This window comes from Agrococcus lahaulensis DSM 17612, assembly GCF_000425105.1.
Taxonomy (GTDB): Bacteria; Actinomycetota; Actinomycetes; order Actinomycetales; family Microbacteriaceae; genus Agrococcus; species Agrococcus lahaulensis.
Genome location: NZ_AULD01000005.1, coordinates 345904 through 363083 on the forward strand (window position 1 = coordinate 345904; position 17180 = coordinate 363083).

The 17180-nt window shown below is 73.7% G+C and carries 14 protein-coding genes; 8 read left to right on the forward strand and 6 right to left on the reverse strand.

The window, feature by feature from the left end:
* Window positions 1–4 precede the first annotated feature (4 nt).
* Window positions 5–895, reverse strand: coding sequence for a hypothetical protein (locus H508_RS0102165; protein WP_026372851.1), 891 nt, complete (start codon window positions 893–895; stop codon window positions 5–7).
* A 10-nt stretch (window positions 896–905) separates the two neighbouring features.
* Window positions 906–1544 carry a dCTP deaminase gene (gene dcd, locus H508_RS0102170; protein ID WP_026372852.1) on the reverse strand — a complete coding sequence of 213 codons (639 nt, stop codon included), beginning with the start codon at window positions 1542–1544 and terminating at the stop codon, window positions 906–908.
* Between the two features lie 86 nt (window positions 1545–1630).
* Between dcd and H508_RS0102175 the strand changes: the two genes are divergently transcribed.
* A complete protein-coding gene (locus tag H508_RS0102175) occupies window positions 1631–2125 on the forward strand; it encodes a hypothetical protein (RefSeq protein WP_026372853.1) in 495 nt (164 codons plus the stop codon).
* A 212-nt stretch (window positions 2126–2337) separates the two neighbouring features.
* On the opposite strand, the gene H508_RS0102180 is transcribed toward H508_RS0102175, so the two are convergent.
* A complete protein-coding gene (locus H508_RS0102180) occupies window positions 2338–3183 on the reverse strand; it encodes a DUF1206 domain-containing protein (protein WP_051222529.1) in 846 nt (281 codons plus the stop codon).
* Window positions 3184–3240: 57 nt separating this feature from the next.
* On the opposite strand from H508_RS0102180, the gene H508_RS16550 reads away from it, so the two are divergent.
* Window positions 3241–3897, forward strand: coding sequence for a dienelactone hydrolase family protein (locus tag H508_RS16550; RefSeq protein WP_026372855.1), 657 nt, complete (start codon window positions 3241–3243; stop codon window positions 3895–3897).
* A 90-nt stretch (window positions 3898–3987) separates the two neighbouring features.
* Window positions 3988–6621: an ATP-binding protein gene (locus H508_RS0102190; RefSeq protein ID WP_026372856.1), complete on the forward strand. Its 2634-nt coding sequence runs from the start codon at window positions 3988–3990 to the stop codon at window positions 6619–6621.
* A 10-nt stretch (window positions 6622–6631) separates the two neighbouring features.
* Here the strand turns inward: H508_RS0102190 and H508_RS0102195 are convergent, their stop codons facing one another.
* Entirely contained in the window at window positions 6632–7738 is a 1107-nt protein-coding gene (locus tag H508_RS0102195) for a carboxylate-amine ligase (protein WP_051222531.1), read from the reverse strand.
* Between the two features lie 109 nt (window positions 7739–7847).
* Here H508_RS0102195 and ku point away from each other — a divergent pair, with 109 nt between their 5' ends.
* From ku to H508_RS0102215, 4 genes are all read left to right on the forward strand, one after another.
* A complete protein-coding gene (ku, locus tag H508_RS0102200; protein WP_026372858.1) occupies window positions 7848–8897 on the forward strand; it encodes a non-homologous end joining protein Ku in 1050 nt (349 codons plus the stop codon).
* A 1-nt stretch (window position 8898) separates the two neighbouring features.
* Complete coding sequence (locus H508_RS0102205; protein ID WP_026372859.1) at window positions 8899–11373, forward strand: ATP-dependent DNA ligase; 2475 nt, start codon at window positions 8899–8901, stop codon at window positions 11371–11373.
* Window positions 11374–11596: 223 nt separating this feature from the next.
* Window positions 11597–12820, forward strand: a complete 1224-nt coding sequence (locus H508_RS0102210) for a CaiB/BaiF CoA transferase family protein (RefSeq protein ID WP_026372860.1) — start codon at window positions 11597–11599, stop codon at window positions 12818–12820.
* The gene (locus H508_RS0102215; protein ID WP_026372861.1) at window positions 12817–13974 is read left to right on the forward strand and encodes an acyl-CoA dehydrogenase family protein; all 1158 of its coding nucleotides are present in this window, start codon (window positions 12817–12819) and stop codon (window positions 13972–13974) included. The genes H508_RS0102210 and H508_RS0102215 overlap by 4 nt, the downstream gene beginning before the upstream one ends.
* 62 nt (window positions 13975–14036) lie before the next feature.
* Here the strand turns inward: H508_RS0102215 and H508_RS0102220 are convergent, their stop codons facing one another.
* Window positions 14037–15356, reverse strand: coding sequence for an ArgE/DapE family deacylase (locus tag H508_RS0102220; protein WP_051222533.1), 1320 nt, complete (start codon window positions 15354–15356; stop codon window positions 14037–14039).
* 113 nt (window positions 15357–15469) lie between these two features.
* Between H508_RS0102220 and H508_RS0102225 the strand changes: the two genes are divergently transcribed.
* The gene (locus H508_RS0102225; protein WP_026372863.1) at window positions 15470–15745 is read left to right on the forward strand and encodes a hypothetical protein; all 276 of its coding nucleotides are present in this window, start codon (window positions 15470–15472) and stop codon (window positions 15743–15745) included.
* Between the two features lie 65 nt (window positions 15746–15810).
* On the opposite strand, the gene H508_RS0102230 is transcribed toward H508_RS0102225, so the two are convergent.
* A complete protein-coding gene (locus H508_RS0102230) occupies window positions 15811–17175 on the reverse strand; it encodes an aldehyde dehydrogenase family protein (RefSeq protein WP_026372864.1) in 1365 nt (454 codons plus the stop codon).
* Window positions 17176–17180: the final 5 nt, after the last annotated feature.

Genomic DNA, 17180 nt, shown 5'->3' on the forward strand with positions numbered 1-17180 from the left:
CGGGTCAGAGCAGCGGGTCGGTGGGGCGGATGCGCTCGGCCTCGATCGCGGGATGCCCGAGCACGCGGCCGATGAGGTGCGCGCTGCCGCCGACGTGCGTCACGTCGAGGTCGATGTCGGTCGCGACGAGCCACGCGGGGGTGCCCTGCGGCTCCGCGGGCCAGAGGGCGTTCGGCGTGCGGCCGCGACCGCCGGGCTGCCAGCCGAGCCCGGCCGTGCGCTCCCACGCCGGGTCGGCGAGCGACTCGAGCCGGCCCCGCAGCAGCACGTGGTCGCGGCCGGTGCCCTCGGGCAGCGGCAGCAGCGCGCGATCCGCCATCGCCGCGCGCACCTCGGGGTCGATCGACGCCTCGAGCTCTGCCCGCCGCTCGCGCTCGAGGCGCCGATGGTCGGCGTCGGTGAGGGGCGGCTCACCGGGGCCCGCCCAGAACATGAAGCCGACGCCGCGAGGGTCGAGGCCGCTGCCCTCCCACACGGCGGCGAGCACCTCGGTGTCGCCGTGCTCGTCGAGCAGCAGCGTGGCGAGGTCGGCGAGCGTCGCGACGGGGATGTCGCCGAGCTGCGGCTCGATGACGCGGCGGCCGTCGGGCAGCTCGAACGGGGACTGGCCGAACCGCGCGTCCCACGCCGCATGTGCGGGCTCGATCGGCTCGCGCATGCGCTCGCCGAGCAGCTGCGCCGCCTCGTCCCATCGCAGTGGGCGGTCGGCGTACTGCGGGGTGCCCCACGCATCCGTCTCGCCCGTGGGCGTCTCGAGCGTCGCGGGGTGCAGGATGCGCGCGTAGGCGTCGAAGATGGGCGGCACGATCGTCGCGGTCGAGGCATCCCACGCGAGCGCGTCGGCGAGCCACGCCGCGACGGAGACGTCGCGCTCGACCCGCAGCGGACCGGCCATCAGCGGCGGCTCACGGCTCCGCCTGCTCGACCTCGGCCGGCACGGCAGGCACGTCGCCTGCGGCGATCGGCGACTCGATGCGCGTGCGGTGGAACGACTGCGCCGAGCGCGACGCGGTCGGGCCGCGCTGCCCCTGGTAGCGGTTGAGGTTGCCGCCCTTGCCGTAGGGCGTCTCGGCGGGCGACGAGAGCTGGAAGTAGCAGACCTGCCCGATCTTCATGCCCGGCCACAGCTTGATCGGGAGCGTCGAGACGTTCGAGAGCTCGAGCGTGACGTGGCCCGAGAAGCCGGGGTCGATGAACCCGGCCGTCGAGTGCGTCAGCAGGCCGAGGCGCCCGAGCGACGACTTGCCCTCGAGCCGCGCGGCGACGTCGTCGGGCAGCGTCACGCGCTCGTAGGTCGCGCCGAGCACGAACTCCCCCGGGTGCAGGATGAACGCCTCGTCGGGCCCGACCTCGACGAGCCGGGTGAGCTCCGGCTGGTCCTCGGCGGGATCGATGAACGGGTACTTGTGGTTGTCGAAGAGCCGGAACGCTCGGTCGAGCCGCACGTCGACGCTCGAGGGCTGCACCATCTGCAGGTCGAGCGGGTCGAGGCCGAGGTCGCCCGATGCGAGCCGGGCGCGGATGTCGCGATCGCTGAGCAGCACGAGCCCGAGCGTATCGCCCGCGCCGCGCCGGGCCGGCGCGTGCGGTTCCCAGCCGAAGGGAGCACGATGGGGTGAAGGAGGTCGCCATGGCCGTGCACCGGGGTCGACGACTCGAGGACTGGGTCGAGCTCGCCGCCGCAGCCGTCGAGCGAGCCCGCCGCTCGCTCGGCGACGAGGAGGTCTCGCGCCGCGTCGAGCGCTCGGTCTCCGACGAGGACTACGAGACGACCGTGCGCGTGCTGCGCACGATGGGCCGCGACCTGCAGGCGACGAGTCCCGACCTCTCGCGGCTCGACGCGCGCCTGCGCGGCCACGTCGAGCCGCACCCGCACGTGCCCGAGGCGCCGGAGGACGCCGGGCGCGCGGAGCACGAGGCGGCGGATGCGTCGCACGCGCCGCGGGGGAAGCCCGGGTTCGCGCTCGGCGACGACGACGCATCCGGCCGGAACCCCGAGCCCACGCTCGACGACCTGCCGCCTCGGGAGCGCGGCGGCAAGACGCCCGCCGAGGTCGCGAAGGAGCTGCTGCGGCTGCGGAACCCGATCCTGCCGCACCCGCGCACGCGCCCCGGCGCGCGCTGAGGCGTGCGCCAGAGCGGCTCGTCACCCAGCTCGGCGACTCGACCCGATCCCGCTCGCGTCTCGACCCGGTCGCGGCGACTCGACCCGTTCCCGCGGCGCGCTGACCCCTTCTCGGCGAGTCGACCCGCTGCAACGGGTCGAGTCGGCGGGAAGCGGTCGAGTCGAGCGGCGCGCGCCCGGCGCTGCGCAGCGCGCGGCGGATCGCGCGCGCGTCAGCGCGACCAGGCGCCGCGGGCGAAGCAGTAGACGCCGTAGAGCATGAGGCCGAGCGCGATCGCGACGAGCACGATCACGCCGCCGGGCACGGTGGTGAGCGACTGCAGCGCCCCGTCGAGGCCGCCCGCCTCCTCCGGATCGCGCTGGAAGGCGGCGGTGACGAACAGCACGCCGACGATCGCGACCGCTCCGCCCTTCGCGAGGTAGCCGGCGGTGCCGAGCACGTCGACGGCCTTCCGGTAGCGCGCCGGCGGCGACACGTCCTCGCGGAACTCGCGCCGCGCGCCGCGGACGATGAACGCGACGCCGACCGCGACGATCGCGAGCCCGAGGAGCCCGACGAGCCACGGCCCGAAGGGCGTCGCGAGCAGCTGCGCCGAGATCGACTGCGCGCCCTGCTCGCTGTCGCTGCCGCTGCCGATCGCGAAGCCGAGGGCCGTGACCGACACCGCCGCGTAGGCGACCGCGCGACCGCCGGGCCGCACCGCCTCCTTCCAGCCCCGGCGCGACTCGGCGATCGCTGTCACGGCGGAGTGCACGGCGAGCGCCGCGAGCGCGATGCCGACGAACCAGATGGCGACCCCGCCGAGCGGGGTCTGCTGCAGCGCCCGCATCGCGCCCGACTGGTCGGCCGAGCCGCCCGCGCCGAACGCGATCCCGAGGGCGATGCCGCCGATGATGAGGTGCACGATCCCGTTCGCGACCTGGCCGACGCCCTGCGCGATCGAGGCGGCGGGGTGGCGCTTCGCGCGCCCCGCCGCGTCCTGCGCCTTGTCGCCCGCGCGACCGGCGGCGCCCGCCGCCCTCGAGGGGTGGATGCGCGAGGTGTCTCCGTCTGCCATGGGGGCACCGTACGTGGCTGGGCTACCGTTTCCCTGGAGAGAGCGAAGGAGCGCAGCATGGCGATCGAGACGACCGACGACACCGCGACCCGCTGGTACGGCGCGGAGGGCGACCCCGTGGTGGTGCTCGCCCACGACTGGAACGGCCGGCTGCCGTGGATCGACGCGTTCGGCCGGCGCCTCTCCGACGAGGGCTTCCGCGTCGCCGTGCCCGACTTCTACGCCGGCCGCTCGACGCGCGAGGACGACGAGGCGGGCGAGCTGCTGCAGGAGCGCTACGCCGACCTCGAGGGCGCGCTCCACATCCTGAGCGAGACGCTCGGCGAGGCGCGCGCGGAAGGCAGCCGTCGCGCGGGCGTCGTGGGCTTCTCGATGGGCTCGACGATCGCGCTCATGTACGCGGCGCAGCAGCCGACGCTCGACGGGATCGTCGCCTACTACGGCGCCCCGTTCCCGGGCATCGAGTCGGGCCCGCGCGTGCCGGTGCTCTTCCAGCTCGCCGAGAGCGACGACTGGAGCGGCCGCGAGGCGCCCGAGGACTACCGCGCGCGGCTCGAGGCCGAGGGCTACGACGACGTGCACGTGCGCTCGTACCCGGGTTCGATCCACGGGTTCCAGAACGCGGATGTGTCGAAGTACAGCCGGGATGCGTCGGAGGCGGCCTGGGCGGAGACGAAGCAGTTCCTCCGCTCCAGGCTGAGCCGGGAGCCCTGAGCGCGCCTCGCGCCGCCTGAGCCGATCTTGCGCTGATCGATGCTCATGATGTCCTAGCACTCGCGCCCCGCGCGCGGCAGGATGTGCCCCATGACAGGGGCGCACCGGCCCGCGATCCGCACGCCCGACCAGCGGATCCGCGTGTTCGTGAGCTCGACCCTGCGCGAGCTCGCCGACGAGCGGCGCGCCGCGCGGACCGCGATCGAGCGGCTCCGCCTCGCGCCCGTCATGTTCGAGCTCGGCGCGCGCCCGCACCCGCCGCGCGCGCTCTACCGCTCGTACCTCGCGCAGAGCGACGTGTTCGTCGGCATCTACGGCGACAGCTACGGCTGGGTCGCGCCGGAGGAGGAGATCTCCGGGCTCGAGGACGAGTACCGCCTCGCTCCCGCGACGATGCCGAAGCTCATCTACATCCGCGAGTCCGAGTCGCGCGAGCCGCGGCTGCGCGAGCTCATCGCGCGCATCCAGGCCGACGACACCGTCGCCTACCTGCCGTTCCGCACAGCCGAGCAGCTCGAGGAGCAGATCGCGAACGACCTCGCGACGCTGCTCGCCGAGCGGTTCGACGAGTCGCGCATCCAGGCGCAGGAGGCCGGCGGGCCGGACGAGATCCCGCCCACGCCGGCCTCGCGCATCCCCGTCCCCTACTCCGCCACGATCGGCCGCGAGCGGGAGATCGCCGAGGTGCTCGCGCTGCTCGAGCGTGGCGGCGACCCTATCGTGAGCCTCATCGGGCCCGGCGGGATCGGCAAGAGCAGGCTCGCCGCGGAGGTCGCGCGCGCGGCCGAGCACCTCTTCCCCGACGGCCGCTACTTCGTGCCGCTCGAGGGGGTGCTCGAGCCCGGGCTGCTGCTGCCGACGATCGCGTACGTGCTCGGCATCCGCGACACGGGCGAGGCGGCGCTCGAGGAGCGCATCGCGCGCGCCCTCGCCGATCGCCGCGTGCTGCTCGTGCTCGACAACTTCGAGCAGATCGTCGATGCCGCGCCGATGCTCGCGCGCCTCTACGCCGGCGCGCCCGCGACGGGGCTGCTCGTCACGAGCCGCGTCGTGCTGCGCGTGCGCGGCGAGCGCGTCGTCGAGGTCGGCGCGCTGCCGGTGCCGGAAGAGGCCGCGCGCGGCGGCGCGGCGCGCGTCGGCCGTGCCGCGGCGTGCGCGCTCTTCGTCGACCGCGCGCAGGCGGTCAAGCCCGGCTTCGAGCTCACCGACGCGAACGCGAGCGCGATCGCCGACATCTGCCGCCGCCTCGACGGGCTGCCGCTCGCGATCGAGCTCGCCGCGGCGAAGGTGCGGCTGCTCACGCCGCAGGGCATCGCCGAGCGGCTCGAGCAGTCGCTGCCGCTCCTCACCGGCGCGCAGCGCGACCTCCCCGACCGGCATCGCACGATGCGCGCGACGATCGACTGGAGCGTGAGCCTGCTCCCCGACTGGCAGCGGTCGCTGCTCGAGGACCTCGGCGTCTTCGCGCGCCAGTTCTCGCTCGATGCCGTCGAGGCGCTCGGGACAGGACGACCGTGGGAGGGGCGGGCGATGGACGGCATCGCGGCCCTCATCGACGGCTCGCTCGTGCGCCAGACGGAGATCGGCGGCGACTCGGTGCTCTCGCTGCTCGCGATCGTGCGCGAGTACGCGCTCGGGCAGCTGAAGGCGAAGGGCGAGGCTGGGCGGATGCGCGCCGCCCACGCGGACTACTACAGCGCCCTCGTCGAGCGGGTCGCGCCGGAGCTGCGGGGGGCGGGCCAGGGCAGCGCCGTCGTGCAGCTCGGCGCGGAGCTGCCGAACCTCCGTGCGGCCGTGCGGCACCTCGTGCACACCGACCGGCTCGACGACGCCGGCGACTTCGCGTGGCGGCTGCTCATCTACTGGTGGGTCGCGGGGTTCTTCGGGGAGGTGCGGGTGTGGATGCTCGAGCTGCTCGGCAAGGAGCAGCCGATCACGCCGCACACGCGCGCGGTCGCGTGGTTCTTCGCCCTCTGGAGCGAGATGTGGCAGCGGCCGAACGAGGGCGTGGTCGCCGGCCTCGCCGAGTGCGTGCGGCTCTTCCGCGAGAGCGGCGACGACGATGCCGCGGCGATGGCGACCGCCGCGCGCGCGACGGCGCGCCTGCAGCTGCCGATGCCCGACCTCGCGACCGCCGAGCGGGAGCTCGCGGAGGCGGTCGACCAGCTGCGCGAGCTCGGCAACACGTGGGCGGAGGCGATCACCGAGGTCTCCCGCGGCCGGCTCGCGTGGCTGCGCGGCGACACCGACGAGGCGCAGACGCGCTTCGACCGCGCGACGCAGGTCGCCGAGGCGGGCGGCGACCTCTTCACCCTCTCGGTCGCCGGCAACCACCAGGCGCGGCTGCAGCTCGTGCGCGGCGAGATCGACCAGGCGGAGGCCGGCTGCATCCGCACGCTGCTCGTCTCGGTGCGCCTGCACTTCGAGGAGGGCGTCGCCTACGGTCTCGAGGGGCTGTGCGCGGTCGCTGCGGCGCGCGGCGATGCCGAGCGGGCAGGAGCGCTCGCGGCCGCCGCCGACGGCATCCGCCATCGCATCGGCGTCTTCGACGCGGAGGCGTTCACGGTGCACGTGCCGCAGCTCGACGCCATCCGCGCGGCCGACCCCGAGGGCATGGCGGCAGGCGAGCGGCGCGGGGCGGAGCTGAGCGTCCCCGAGGCGATCGAGCTCGCGCTGCCCGACGCCGAGCGCGAGCGGATCGCGCCGGAGCTCGCCCGCTGGTGATCGCCGCGGCTCACGCCGTGAAGCTGTCGCGCAGCAGCCCCGCGAGCGCCGGCAGGCCGCGCTCGAAGGCGGCCCGCTGCCGGTCGGCGCCCGTGCCCGAGGCGCGCACCCGCTCGACGAACGACGCAACTCGGGCACGGTCCCCCGCCGCCTCGAGCGCGCCAGAGGCGACCTCGAGCATCCGCTCGATCGCGTCCCACGCGGGGACGACGGATGCGGTCGTCGGGTCGACGAGGTCGGCGCCCGCGCCGTGCCGGGCCGCGTGCCACACCGCGGCGTCGAGGAGCTCCTGGTGCGCGGCACCCGGCGCGTGCGACAGCTCGCCCGCCGCCGCGGCCGCGACGAGCGCGCGCGTCAGCAGCGCGAGCGCGACCGTGTCGTCGGCCGAGAGCTGGGCGTCGAACACGCGCACCTCGACGGTCGGATAGGTCTCGGAGAGCCGCGCCATCCAGAACAGCGAGTGCTGGTCGATCGTCGCGCCGAGCCCGACGATCGCCGCGACGCGGCGGTCGTAGTCGGCGGCGTCGGCGAAGTCCGGCGGCACCGACGCGGTCGTGAAGCGACGGCCGACCATCGTGCGCCAGCTCGCGAAGCCCGTGTCGTGCGCGCCGAAGCACGGCGAGTTCGCCGAGACCGCGAGCAGCGGCGCGAGCCAGGGCCGCAGCGCGCGCAGCACCGCGACGCCCTCGTCGCGGGAGTCGACCGCGACGTGCACGTGCAGCCCCTGGATGCGGTGGTCGGGCCGGGCGCCGCCGAGCAGCGCGTCGAAGCGCGTGTAGCGCTCGTCGGGCGTGAGCGCCGAGACGCGCGCGCCGACGGGCGTGCCGATGCTCGCCGCGACGAGTCCGCGCCGCTCGGCGGCCGCGCCGACCGCGCGGCGGAAGCCGCGCACCGCCCGCTCGGCCGCCCCCGCCTCCTCGAGCACGGGCGAGGCGAACTCGAGCTGCGCCTGCAGGAACTCGTGGTCGACGCGGGCCGCCGGGTCGGCCGCGCACACCTCGGCGATGACCTCCCCCGCGACGTCGACGGGGTCGAGGGTCGCGGGGTCGAGCAGCACGACCTCCTCCTCGATCCCGAAGGAGCGCGGAGGCGGTCCGGCCGGCCGCGATGCCGTCATGGCGGGGATTGTCGCACGCTCGCCTCCGGGCCCGTCGTACCTGACGCATCCCTCATTTCCTGAGAAGTCGCAGATGGTGGAGCGCGCACCCATGGTGGACAGTGATGCCATGCGCGCGATCTGGAAGGGCTCGATCACCTTCGGGCTCGTGAACGTCCCGGTGAAGCTCTACTCGGCCACCGAGGAGCACGACCTGCAGCTGCACCAGGTGCACGACGCCGACGGCGGGCGCATCCGCTACCAGCGCAAGTGCGAGGTGTGCGGCAGGAAGGTCGAGTTCTCGCACATCGACAAGGCGTACGACGACGGCGACCGGACCGTCGTGCTGACGGGCGAGGACCTCGAGGCGCTCCCGGCGGAGCGCTCCCGCGAGATCGAGGTGCTCGAGTTCGTGCCGAACGAGCAGATCGACCCGATCCTGTTCGAGCGCTCCTACTACCTCGAGCCCGACTCGAAGAGCCCGAAGGCGTACGTGCTGCTGCAGCGCGTGCTCGAGGAGACCGAGCGCACCGCGATCGTGCGCATCTCGCTGCGGCAGCGCACGCGGCTCGCGACGATGCGCGTGCGCGACGACGTGCTGCTCGTGCAGACGATCCGCTGGGCGGACGAGGTGCGCGCCGCGGAGTTCGACTCGCTCGGCGACGACGTCACGGTCGGCAAGCGCGAGCTGGACCTCGCGCGCTCGATCGTGCGCGACCTCGAGGCCGACTTCGAGCCCGAGCAGTACGTCGACGAGTACCAGGAGCAGCTGCACAAGCTCGTCGAGGCGAAGCTCGAGCAGGGCGACGCGCTCGACACGGCCGCGACCTTCGGCGAGACCGACGACGACGAGGGCGCCGAGGTCATCGACCTGCTCGAGGCGCTGCAGCGCTCGGTCGAGAAGCGGAAGGGCTCGGGGTCGGATGCGTCGGAGGACTCGGGCGCGAAGGGCTCCGGCTCGAGGTCGAGCGGCTCGAAGACCGCCGCCTCGGCGTCGAAGGGCGCGGCGAAGCGCACGACGAAGAGCGGCTCGGCGTCCAAGAGCACGGCGTCGAAGGGCACGGCGGCGGAGAAGCCCGCCGCGGAGTCGGGCTCGAAGTCGACCGCGAAGAAGCCCGCCGCGAAGTCGACGGCCTCGAAGTCGAAGTCGACCGCGGCGAGCAAGCGGAAGTCCGCCTGACGTGGCGGCGGCCGATCGGATCGTCGTCGGCGGGCGGAGCCTTCGCTTCTCGAACCCCGACAAGGTGCTGTACCCGTCGACCGGGACGACGAAGCGCGACGTGCTCGAGTACGTGCTCCGCGCATCCGAGCCCATCATCGCCCACGCGGGCGGCCGCCCCGTCACCCGCAAGCGCTGGACCGAGGGCGTCGGCACGGAGCGGAAGCCGGGGCAGGTCTTCTTCCAGAAGACGCTCGAGAAGGGCGCGCCCGACTGGGTGCAGACGGTCGAGCTGCAGCACTCCACGGGGCCGAAGCAGTACCCGGTGCTCACCGAGCCCGCGGTGCTCGCGTGGATGGCGCAGATGGGGGCGCTCGAGCTGCACGTGCCGCAGTGGCGGATGATCGACGGCGACCGGCAGAACCCCGACCGGCTCGTGCTCGACCTCGACCCCGGCCCCGGCGCCGACCTCGACGACTGCGCGCGCGTCGCGCTGTGGGTGCGCGAGCTGCTCGAGGACATCGGCCTGCACCCCGTGCCGCTCACGAGCGGCTCGAAGGGCATCCACCTCTACGCGCGCCTCGACGGCACCGTCACGAGCGAGCAGGCGAGCGAGGTCGCGCACACGCTCGCGCGCTCGCTCGAGCAGATGCACCCCGACCTCATCGTGAGCGACATGAAGAAGTCGCTGCGCACGAACAAGGTGCTGCTCGACTGGAGCCAGAACTCCGGCTCGAAGACGACCGTCGCGCCCTACTCGCTGCGCGGACGGCTGCGGCCGACCGTGGCCGCGCCGCGCACGTGGGACGAGATCGAAGCGGGCGGGCTCGAGCAGCTCGAGTATCCCGAGGTGCTCGAGCGGCTCGAGCGCGACGGCGACCTCATCGCCTCGCTCGACCCGCCGCCCGACCGGCTCGCGAAGTACCGCGGCATGCGCTCGGCGGCGCGCACGCCCGAGCCCGTGCCGGCCGAGCCGCCGACGCCGAGCGACGGGCGGTCGTTCGTGATCCAGAAGCACCGGGCGAGCCGGCTGCACTACGACTTCCGGCTCGAGCAGGACGGCGTGCTCGTCTCGTGGGCCGTGCCGAAGGGGCTGCCGTCGACGCCGAAGCAGAACCGGCTCGGCGTGCAGACCGAGGACCACCCGCTCGAGTACGGCTCGTTCGAGGGCACGATCCCGAAGGGCGAGTACGGCGCGGGCGTCGTCGAGATCTGGGATGCGGGCACCTACGAGCTCGAGAAGTGGCGCGACGACGAGGTGATCGCGACGCTGCACGGGCGGCCCGACGGCGGGCTCGGCGGCGAGCCGTACCGCTTCGCGCTCATCCGCACCGACGCCGACAAGCGGCAGTGGCTCGTGCACCGCATGAAGGAGCAGGACGCCGAGCGCGACGCACGGCTGAAGGGCTACGCGCCGTCGAAGGCGGCGGCCGCGCGGGCGGCGCGCGGCGGGGGCGACGACGCGGAGTCGGCCGATGCGCCCGCCGCGGCGCCGAAGCGGCGGCTCGGCAAGCGGCTCGGTGGCGCTGCCGCGCGCAACAAGGGCGACCGCCCGACCGACCTGCGCCCGATGCTCGCGACGCAGAGCGACGCATCCGCCATCGACGACGAGCGCGAGTGGTCGTTCGAGGTGAAGTGGGATGGCTGGCGCGTGCTCGTCGAGCGGCGCGGCGACGCGGTGCGGCTGCTGAGCCGCAACGGGCGCGACCTCTCGGGGGCGTTCCCCGAGCTCGTCGAGGCGGTGCCGGCCGCGATCGAGGTCGATGCCGTGCTCGACGGCGAGGTCGTCATGCTGAAGCGCGGCGCCGCCGACTTCGAGGCGCTGCAGGACCGCGGCGGCCTCTCCGGGCGCCAAGCGGCGCGCGCCGCGAAGGCAAGCCCGGCAACGCTCGTGCTGTTCGACCTGCTCGAGGAGGGCGGCGAGCGGCTCGTCGACGAGCGCCTCGACGACCGGCAGTCGCGGCTCGACGAGCTCGTGCACGAGAGCCGACGGGTGAAGATCTCGAAGCCGCTGCGGGGTTCGCTCGCGCGGATCCTCGAGGTGACGCGCGAGCGCGGCCTCGAGGGGGTCATGGCGAAGCGGCACGACAGCCGCTACCGGCCCGGCAAGCGCAGCGACGACTGGCGCAAGCTCAAGCACCAGCAGTCGCAGGAGGTCGTCGTGGTCGGCTGGCTCGAGGGCAACGGCTCGCTCTCGGGCACCGTCGGCTCGCTCGTGCTCGCGCTCCCCGGAGAGGGCGGACGGATGCGCTACGCCGGCCGGGTGGGCACGGGCTTCTCGGGCAAGGAGCGCGACCGCTTGCGCGACGAGCTGCGACCGCGGCGGACGGCGCCCGCGATCGAGGGGCTCCCGAACGACGTCGCGCGCAAGGTGCGCTGGGTGCGCGCGGCCGTTGCCGAGGTCGAGCACACGGAGCAGACGACGTCGGGCGCGCTGCGCCACCCGGTGTGGAAGGGGCTGCGCCCCGACAAGGCGCTCGCCGACCTGAACCCGTAGCTGTTCACCGCCTGCCCTTCGACTCGGTGAGCGCCTCCGGCGCGCACCGGCTCAGGAACCGCCGCTGCGCGCCGCAGGCGCACAGCGAGTCGAAGCCCCGCTGCTTGGAGCAGCGGCTCCGTCGGTGCACCGCCGCGAATCGCACCGCTCCTCGCGACCCGCCGCCCAGAAGACCGCTCTTCGCGGCCGACCGGGGGCGGTCGCATCCGGCATGCTGAGGAGCATGCCCGCCCTTCCTGCCGACGACGCCCCGCTCGCAGGGCTCGTCGTCGCCGACCTCTCGCGCGTGCTCGCCGGACCGCTCGTCGGCGCGACGCTCGCCGACCTCGGGGCGCGCGTCATCAAGGTCGAGCAGCCCGGCGGCGGCGACGGCACGCGCTCGTGGTCGCCGCCCGCCTCCGCGACCGGCTCGACGTACTTCGACAGCGCGAACCGCGGCAAGGAGTCGGTCGCGCTCGACCTCGCCGACGCGGGCGATGCCGCCCTCGCGCGCGAGCTCGTCGCGCGCGCAGACGTCGTGATCGAGAACTTCCGCCCGGGCGCCGCCGCGCGCCTCGGCCTCGACCGCGACGCCCTGGTCGCGGAGCACCCGCGGCTCGTGTGGTGCTCGATCACGGGCTACGGCTCGCAGCCCGGCGGCGCCGAGCGCGCGGGCTACGACTTCGTGCTGCAGGCCGCGAGCGGGCTCATGCACATCACGGGCGACGTCGACGGCCCGCCGACGAAGGCGGGCGTCGCGCTCGTCGACGTGCTCACCGCGAAGGACGCGCTCGCGGGCATCCTCGCGGCCCTCCTCCGCCGCGAGCGCACGGGCCGCGGCGGGCTCGTCGAGGTCGCGCTGCTCTCGAGCATCCAGGCGGCGCTCGTCAACCAGCTGCAGTCGGTGCTCGGGCCGATCGTGCCGGAGTCGGTCGAGAGCCAGCCGCCCTCCGAGCCGGTCGAGCCGCGCCGCGCCGGCAGCGCGCATCCGTCGATCGTGCCGTACCAGCTGCTCGAGACCGCCGACGGGCCGCTCGCGGTCGCGATCGGCACCGACGCGCAGTTCCGCGCGTTCGCGGCGCTGCTCTGCGTGCCCGAGCTCGCCGACGACGCGCGCTTCGCCACGAACGCGCTGCGCGTCGCGCACCGCGAGGCGCTCGTGCCGCTGCTCGAGGCGGCGCTCGCCGTCGACGGCGCCCTCGCGTGGGAGGAGCGGCTGCTCGCCGCCGGGCTCGTCGCGAGCCGCGTGCGCACGATCGGCGGGGGCCTCGAGCTCGCCGCCGAGGTCGGCCTCGAGCCCATCCGCGAGGTGCGCGGCGCCGCGGGCGTCGGCCGCCAGCTCGCCTCGCCGATCCGCATCGACGGCGTCGCCCGCACCGCGACGACCGCACCGCCCCTGCTCGGGGAGCACGACGCATCCGTGCGAGCCTGGCTCTCGCACCCCGCGACCGACGAAGGAGACCCATGACGACCGACCTGCTCGACATCGAGTCGCTGCTCACCGACGAGGAGCGCGCGACCCGCGCGCGGGTGCGAGCCCTCGTCGATCGCGAGGTCCGGCCGCACATCGCGGAGTGGTTCGAGCGGGCCGTCTTCCCGCGCGAGCTCGTGCCCGTGCTCGCCGAGGCGGGCCTGCTCGGCATGCACCTGAGCGGCTACGGCTGCGCCGGCCGCGGCGCCGTCGAGTACGGCATCGCGATGCAGGAGCTCGAGGCGGGCGACAGCGGCATCCGCACCTTCGTCTCGGTGCAGGGCTCGCTCGCGATGTCGGCGATCGCGAAGCACGGCTCCGAGGCGCAGCGCGAGGCGTGGCTGCCGCGCATGGCGCGCGGCGAGGCGATCGGCTGCTTCGGCCTCACCGAGCCGGATGCAGGGAGCGATCCGGGCGCGATGCGCACCTTCGCGCGGCGCGACGGCGACGACTGGATCATCGACGGCGCGAAGCGCTGGATCGGGCTCGCCTCGATCGCCGACGTCGCCATCATCTGGGCGCAGACGGAGGAGGGCGTGCGCGGCTTCCTCGTCGAGACCTCCTCGCCCGGCTTCACGGCGACGCCGATCGAGCCGAAGCTCTCGATGCGCGCGTCGATCCAGTGCGACATCGCGCTCGAGGGGGTGCGGGTGCCGGAGTCGATGCGGCTGCCCGAGGCGCGCGGGCTGCGGGCGCCGTTCGAGTGCCTGAACGAGGCGCGGTTCGGCATCGCGTGGGGCGCGCTCGGCGCGGGCCGCGACGCGCTCGAGCAGGCGCTCGGCTACGCCGCGGAGCGCGAGGTGTTCGGCAGGCCGCTCGCGGCGATGCAGCTGACGCAGGCGCGGCTCGCCGAGATGGCGCTCGCGCTGCAGCAGGCGCAGCTGCTCGCGGTGCACCTCGGGCGGCGCAAGGAGGCCGGGGTGCTCCGCCCGCACGAGATCTCGATGGGCAAGCTCGCCTCGGTGCGCGCGGCGATCGACGTCGCGCGGGAGGCGCGGGCGCTCCTCGGCGGCAACGGAGTCTCGCTCGAGCACTCGCCGATGCGGCACGCCGCCAACCTCGAGAGCGTGCGCACCTACGAGGGCACCGACGAGGTGCACACGCTCGTGATCGGGCAGGCGCTCACGGGCATCAGCGCGTTCCGCGGCTGACGCGCAGGGACGACCGCGAGCATCCGAGCACCGCCCACTCGTGTCGTGCCCGCCGTGTCGTCTCAGCGCGGCGACGACTCCTGCACACCGCACCAGCCGGCGATGAACAATGCGATCGACTTCGTGATGCGGCGCACCGACTCGATGCTGACGCGCTCGTCGTAGCCGTGGATCGCCTCGGAGATGGGGCCGTAGACGAGCGAAGGGATACCTGCGTACTGCGTGAACACCCTGCCGTCGAGGTAGCCGGGTGTCGTGAAGGTCTTGAGCTCGGCACCGAAGACCTCGCGGTGCGAGTCGCGCAGGGTGGCCTCGGCGTCGCTGCCCTCCTCGAGCACGTAGCCCTGTGCGAAGAAGCCGTTGCGCCTCGCGATCGCCCGGATCGGGTTCCCCGCCTCGTCAGCGGTGACGCTCGCGAGCCGTGCCTCGATCTGCGCCCAGGCTTCCTCGGCCGTCACGCCCGGGTAGAGCGCGATCCGCAGATCCATCTCGCACCATGCCGGCACGCTCGATGCCCAGTCGCCGCCCTGGATCATGCCGAGGTTGAGGTTGATCGGGTGCTCGAGATCCTCGAAGTAGCGGTGCTCGGCGCGTTCGGCGTTCCATGCCTCCTCGAGCTCGCGTAAGCGGCCGATCACATAGTGGGCGGCGTCAATCGCGTTGAAGCCTGATCGCATCTCACGCGGATGCGTGGGACTGCCCTGGACGCGGACTTTGCACCAGATCACGCCCACGTTCGCACGGACGAGCATGTCCTCCTCCGGTTCAGGGATCAGCACCGCATCCGCCGTGTAGCCCCGCTGCAGTGCCGAGAGGGATCCGTTGCCGGTGCATTCCTCCTCGACCACCGACTGGATGTGGATGCGCGCAGTGGGCTCGAGTCCCGCCGCGCGCAGCGCGTCGAACGCGAAGAGGTTGGCGACCAGACCCGCCTTCATGTCGCCACTGCCGCGGCCGTACAGCCAGTCGCCCTCGATGCGGGAGTCCCAGGGAGACGCCGACCACTGGCTCTCGGGGCCGGTGGGCACGACGTCTATGTGCCCGTTCAAGATGAGCGACCGACCCGCCTCGACCGACGGCAGATAGGTGCCGACGACGTTGTCAACCTCGTCGTAGGAGACGTCAACGATCCCAGCACCCGGGTGCGAGGCGAGCGCCACGGGGTCGAGCTCCCAGCGGTCGATCTGCAGGCCGCGCTCTTCCATCGCACGCTGCAGCAGGTCTTGTGCACTGGCCTCCTGCGTGCGCAGCGATGGATGGCGCACCACCTCCTGCGTGAAGGCGAGCTGCTCGTCGAACCGAGCGTCGACCGCGCGGAGGATGCGCTCCTGGGTGCTCGCGTCGAGGGTTGCTGGGCTGACACGCTGCGGCGCACGGGGCATGGGTTCTCCTCGGTCCTGGGGCGGCTCATCTGCCTTGCCCCTTCCATCCTCGGGACCGCCGCCGGCCCCGACAAGGACGCGGCGCACCGTGTTCCCGGCCCTACCATGTGCAGATGCACACCTCGGTTCTCGCCGAGATCGCATCCCGCTGCCACTTCGACCTCGATCGGACCACGGAGGAGTACCCCCGGGCGGTCACGCTGCTGCCCAGCTACTCCGTCGCGGCAGTCGCCGACGACGAGCTCTATCGCACGGCCCACGACGCACTCGATCTGCTGATGCGGCTGCGGGCGACGTGCAGCACCAGCTGGGCGCGCCTTCCGACAGCATCGGCCGGCGCCGTGCCCGGCAGGGCGTCGCGCCGTTTGCTGCTGCGCGATCTCGAGTAGGCGCTGCACGTTGCGGCGGCAGCGTCATTCGGCGGCGCAGCATGCCCGGTCGCACGAGCTGCGGGTCAGACCGTCTCGGTCACCAGCCTCCGGTTCGCGAACTCCAGCACGGCATCCGGCCCGAGCTCGCGCCCGAAGCCCGAGCGCTTAACGCCTCCGAAGGGCAGCTCCGGCCTCGTGACGCCGACGGCGCCGATCGAGACCATGCCCGCCTGCAGCCGCTCGGCCACCCAGGCAGCGCGCTCGGCGTCAGTGTCGAAGACGTTGGCACCCAGGCCGAACGGCGAGTCGTTCGCAACGCGCACGGCCTCCTCTGCGTCGCGCACCGGCACGACCATCGCGACCGGCCCGAAGAGCTCCTCGTGCCACGTCGCCATCGTGCGGTCAACCCCCACCAACACGCCGGGCTCCACGAAAGCTCCTGGGCCGGGGCGGCGGCGACCGCCAGTGACCAGCGTCGCACCCTGAGCCACCGCTGCCTCAACCTGCCGGACCAGCGCGTCGGCTGCGCTCTCGCTGGACATCGGCCCGACCTGCACGTCGCGGTCGAAGGGCGAGCCCACGCGCAGCGCGTCAAGTCCGGCGACGAGCTTTTCGACGAAGGCGTCGTGCAGAGACTCATGCACGATGAAGCGTTTGGCCGAGGTGCAGGCCTGACCGCAGTTGCGAGTGCGCGCCTCTATCGCGGTCGCCACGATCGCGTCGAGGTCGTCGACCCCGAGCACGATGAAGGGGTCGGAACCTCCCAGCTCAAGCACGCAGCGCTTGAGCGCGCGCCCGGCGGCTTCTGCGACCGCCGCTCCAGCCCGCTCGCTGCCGGTGAGGGAGACCCCTTGGACACGCGGGTCGGCCACTGCCGCCGCGATCTGCTCGTTGGTGGCGAGCACCGTCTGGTACGCGCCCAGCGGCAGCTCGGTCGCGTCGGCCATCGCCTGCATCGCGAGCGCCGCGCCCGTGCAGCTGCCTGCATGCTTGATGATCACCGGGTTGCCCAGGAGCAGGTTGGGAGCAGCGAGCCTCGCCACCTGGTAGTAAGGGAAGTTCCACGGCATGATGCCGAGCACCGGCCCCGTCGGCCGCAGCTGCACGCGAGCCCGCGTGCCGCCGAGCACCGTGTCGAGCTCGCGATCATCAAGCAGCTGCGGCCGATCGGCGTACCACTCCCAGATCTCGGCGACGAGTCGCACCTCACCGATGCCCTCACCGACCGGCTTGCCCATCTCGCGCGCGATGATCTCGGCCAGCTCGCGCTCCTGCTCGCGGAACGCCGCCGCGATCTCGCGCATGGCCGCGATGCGGTCCATCAGCACCGGCATCGACGCAGCGGCGGCGTCGGCGGCCGCGAGCACCGCCTCGAGCTCGGCGTCCGTGGCGTGGGGGTACTCGGCGAGCAGCTCGCCAGTCGTGGGGTCAACGGAGCGGTAGGACATGGCTC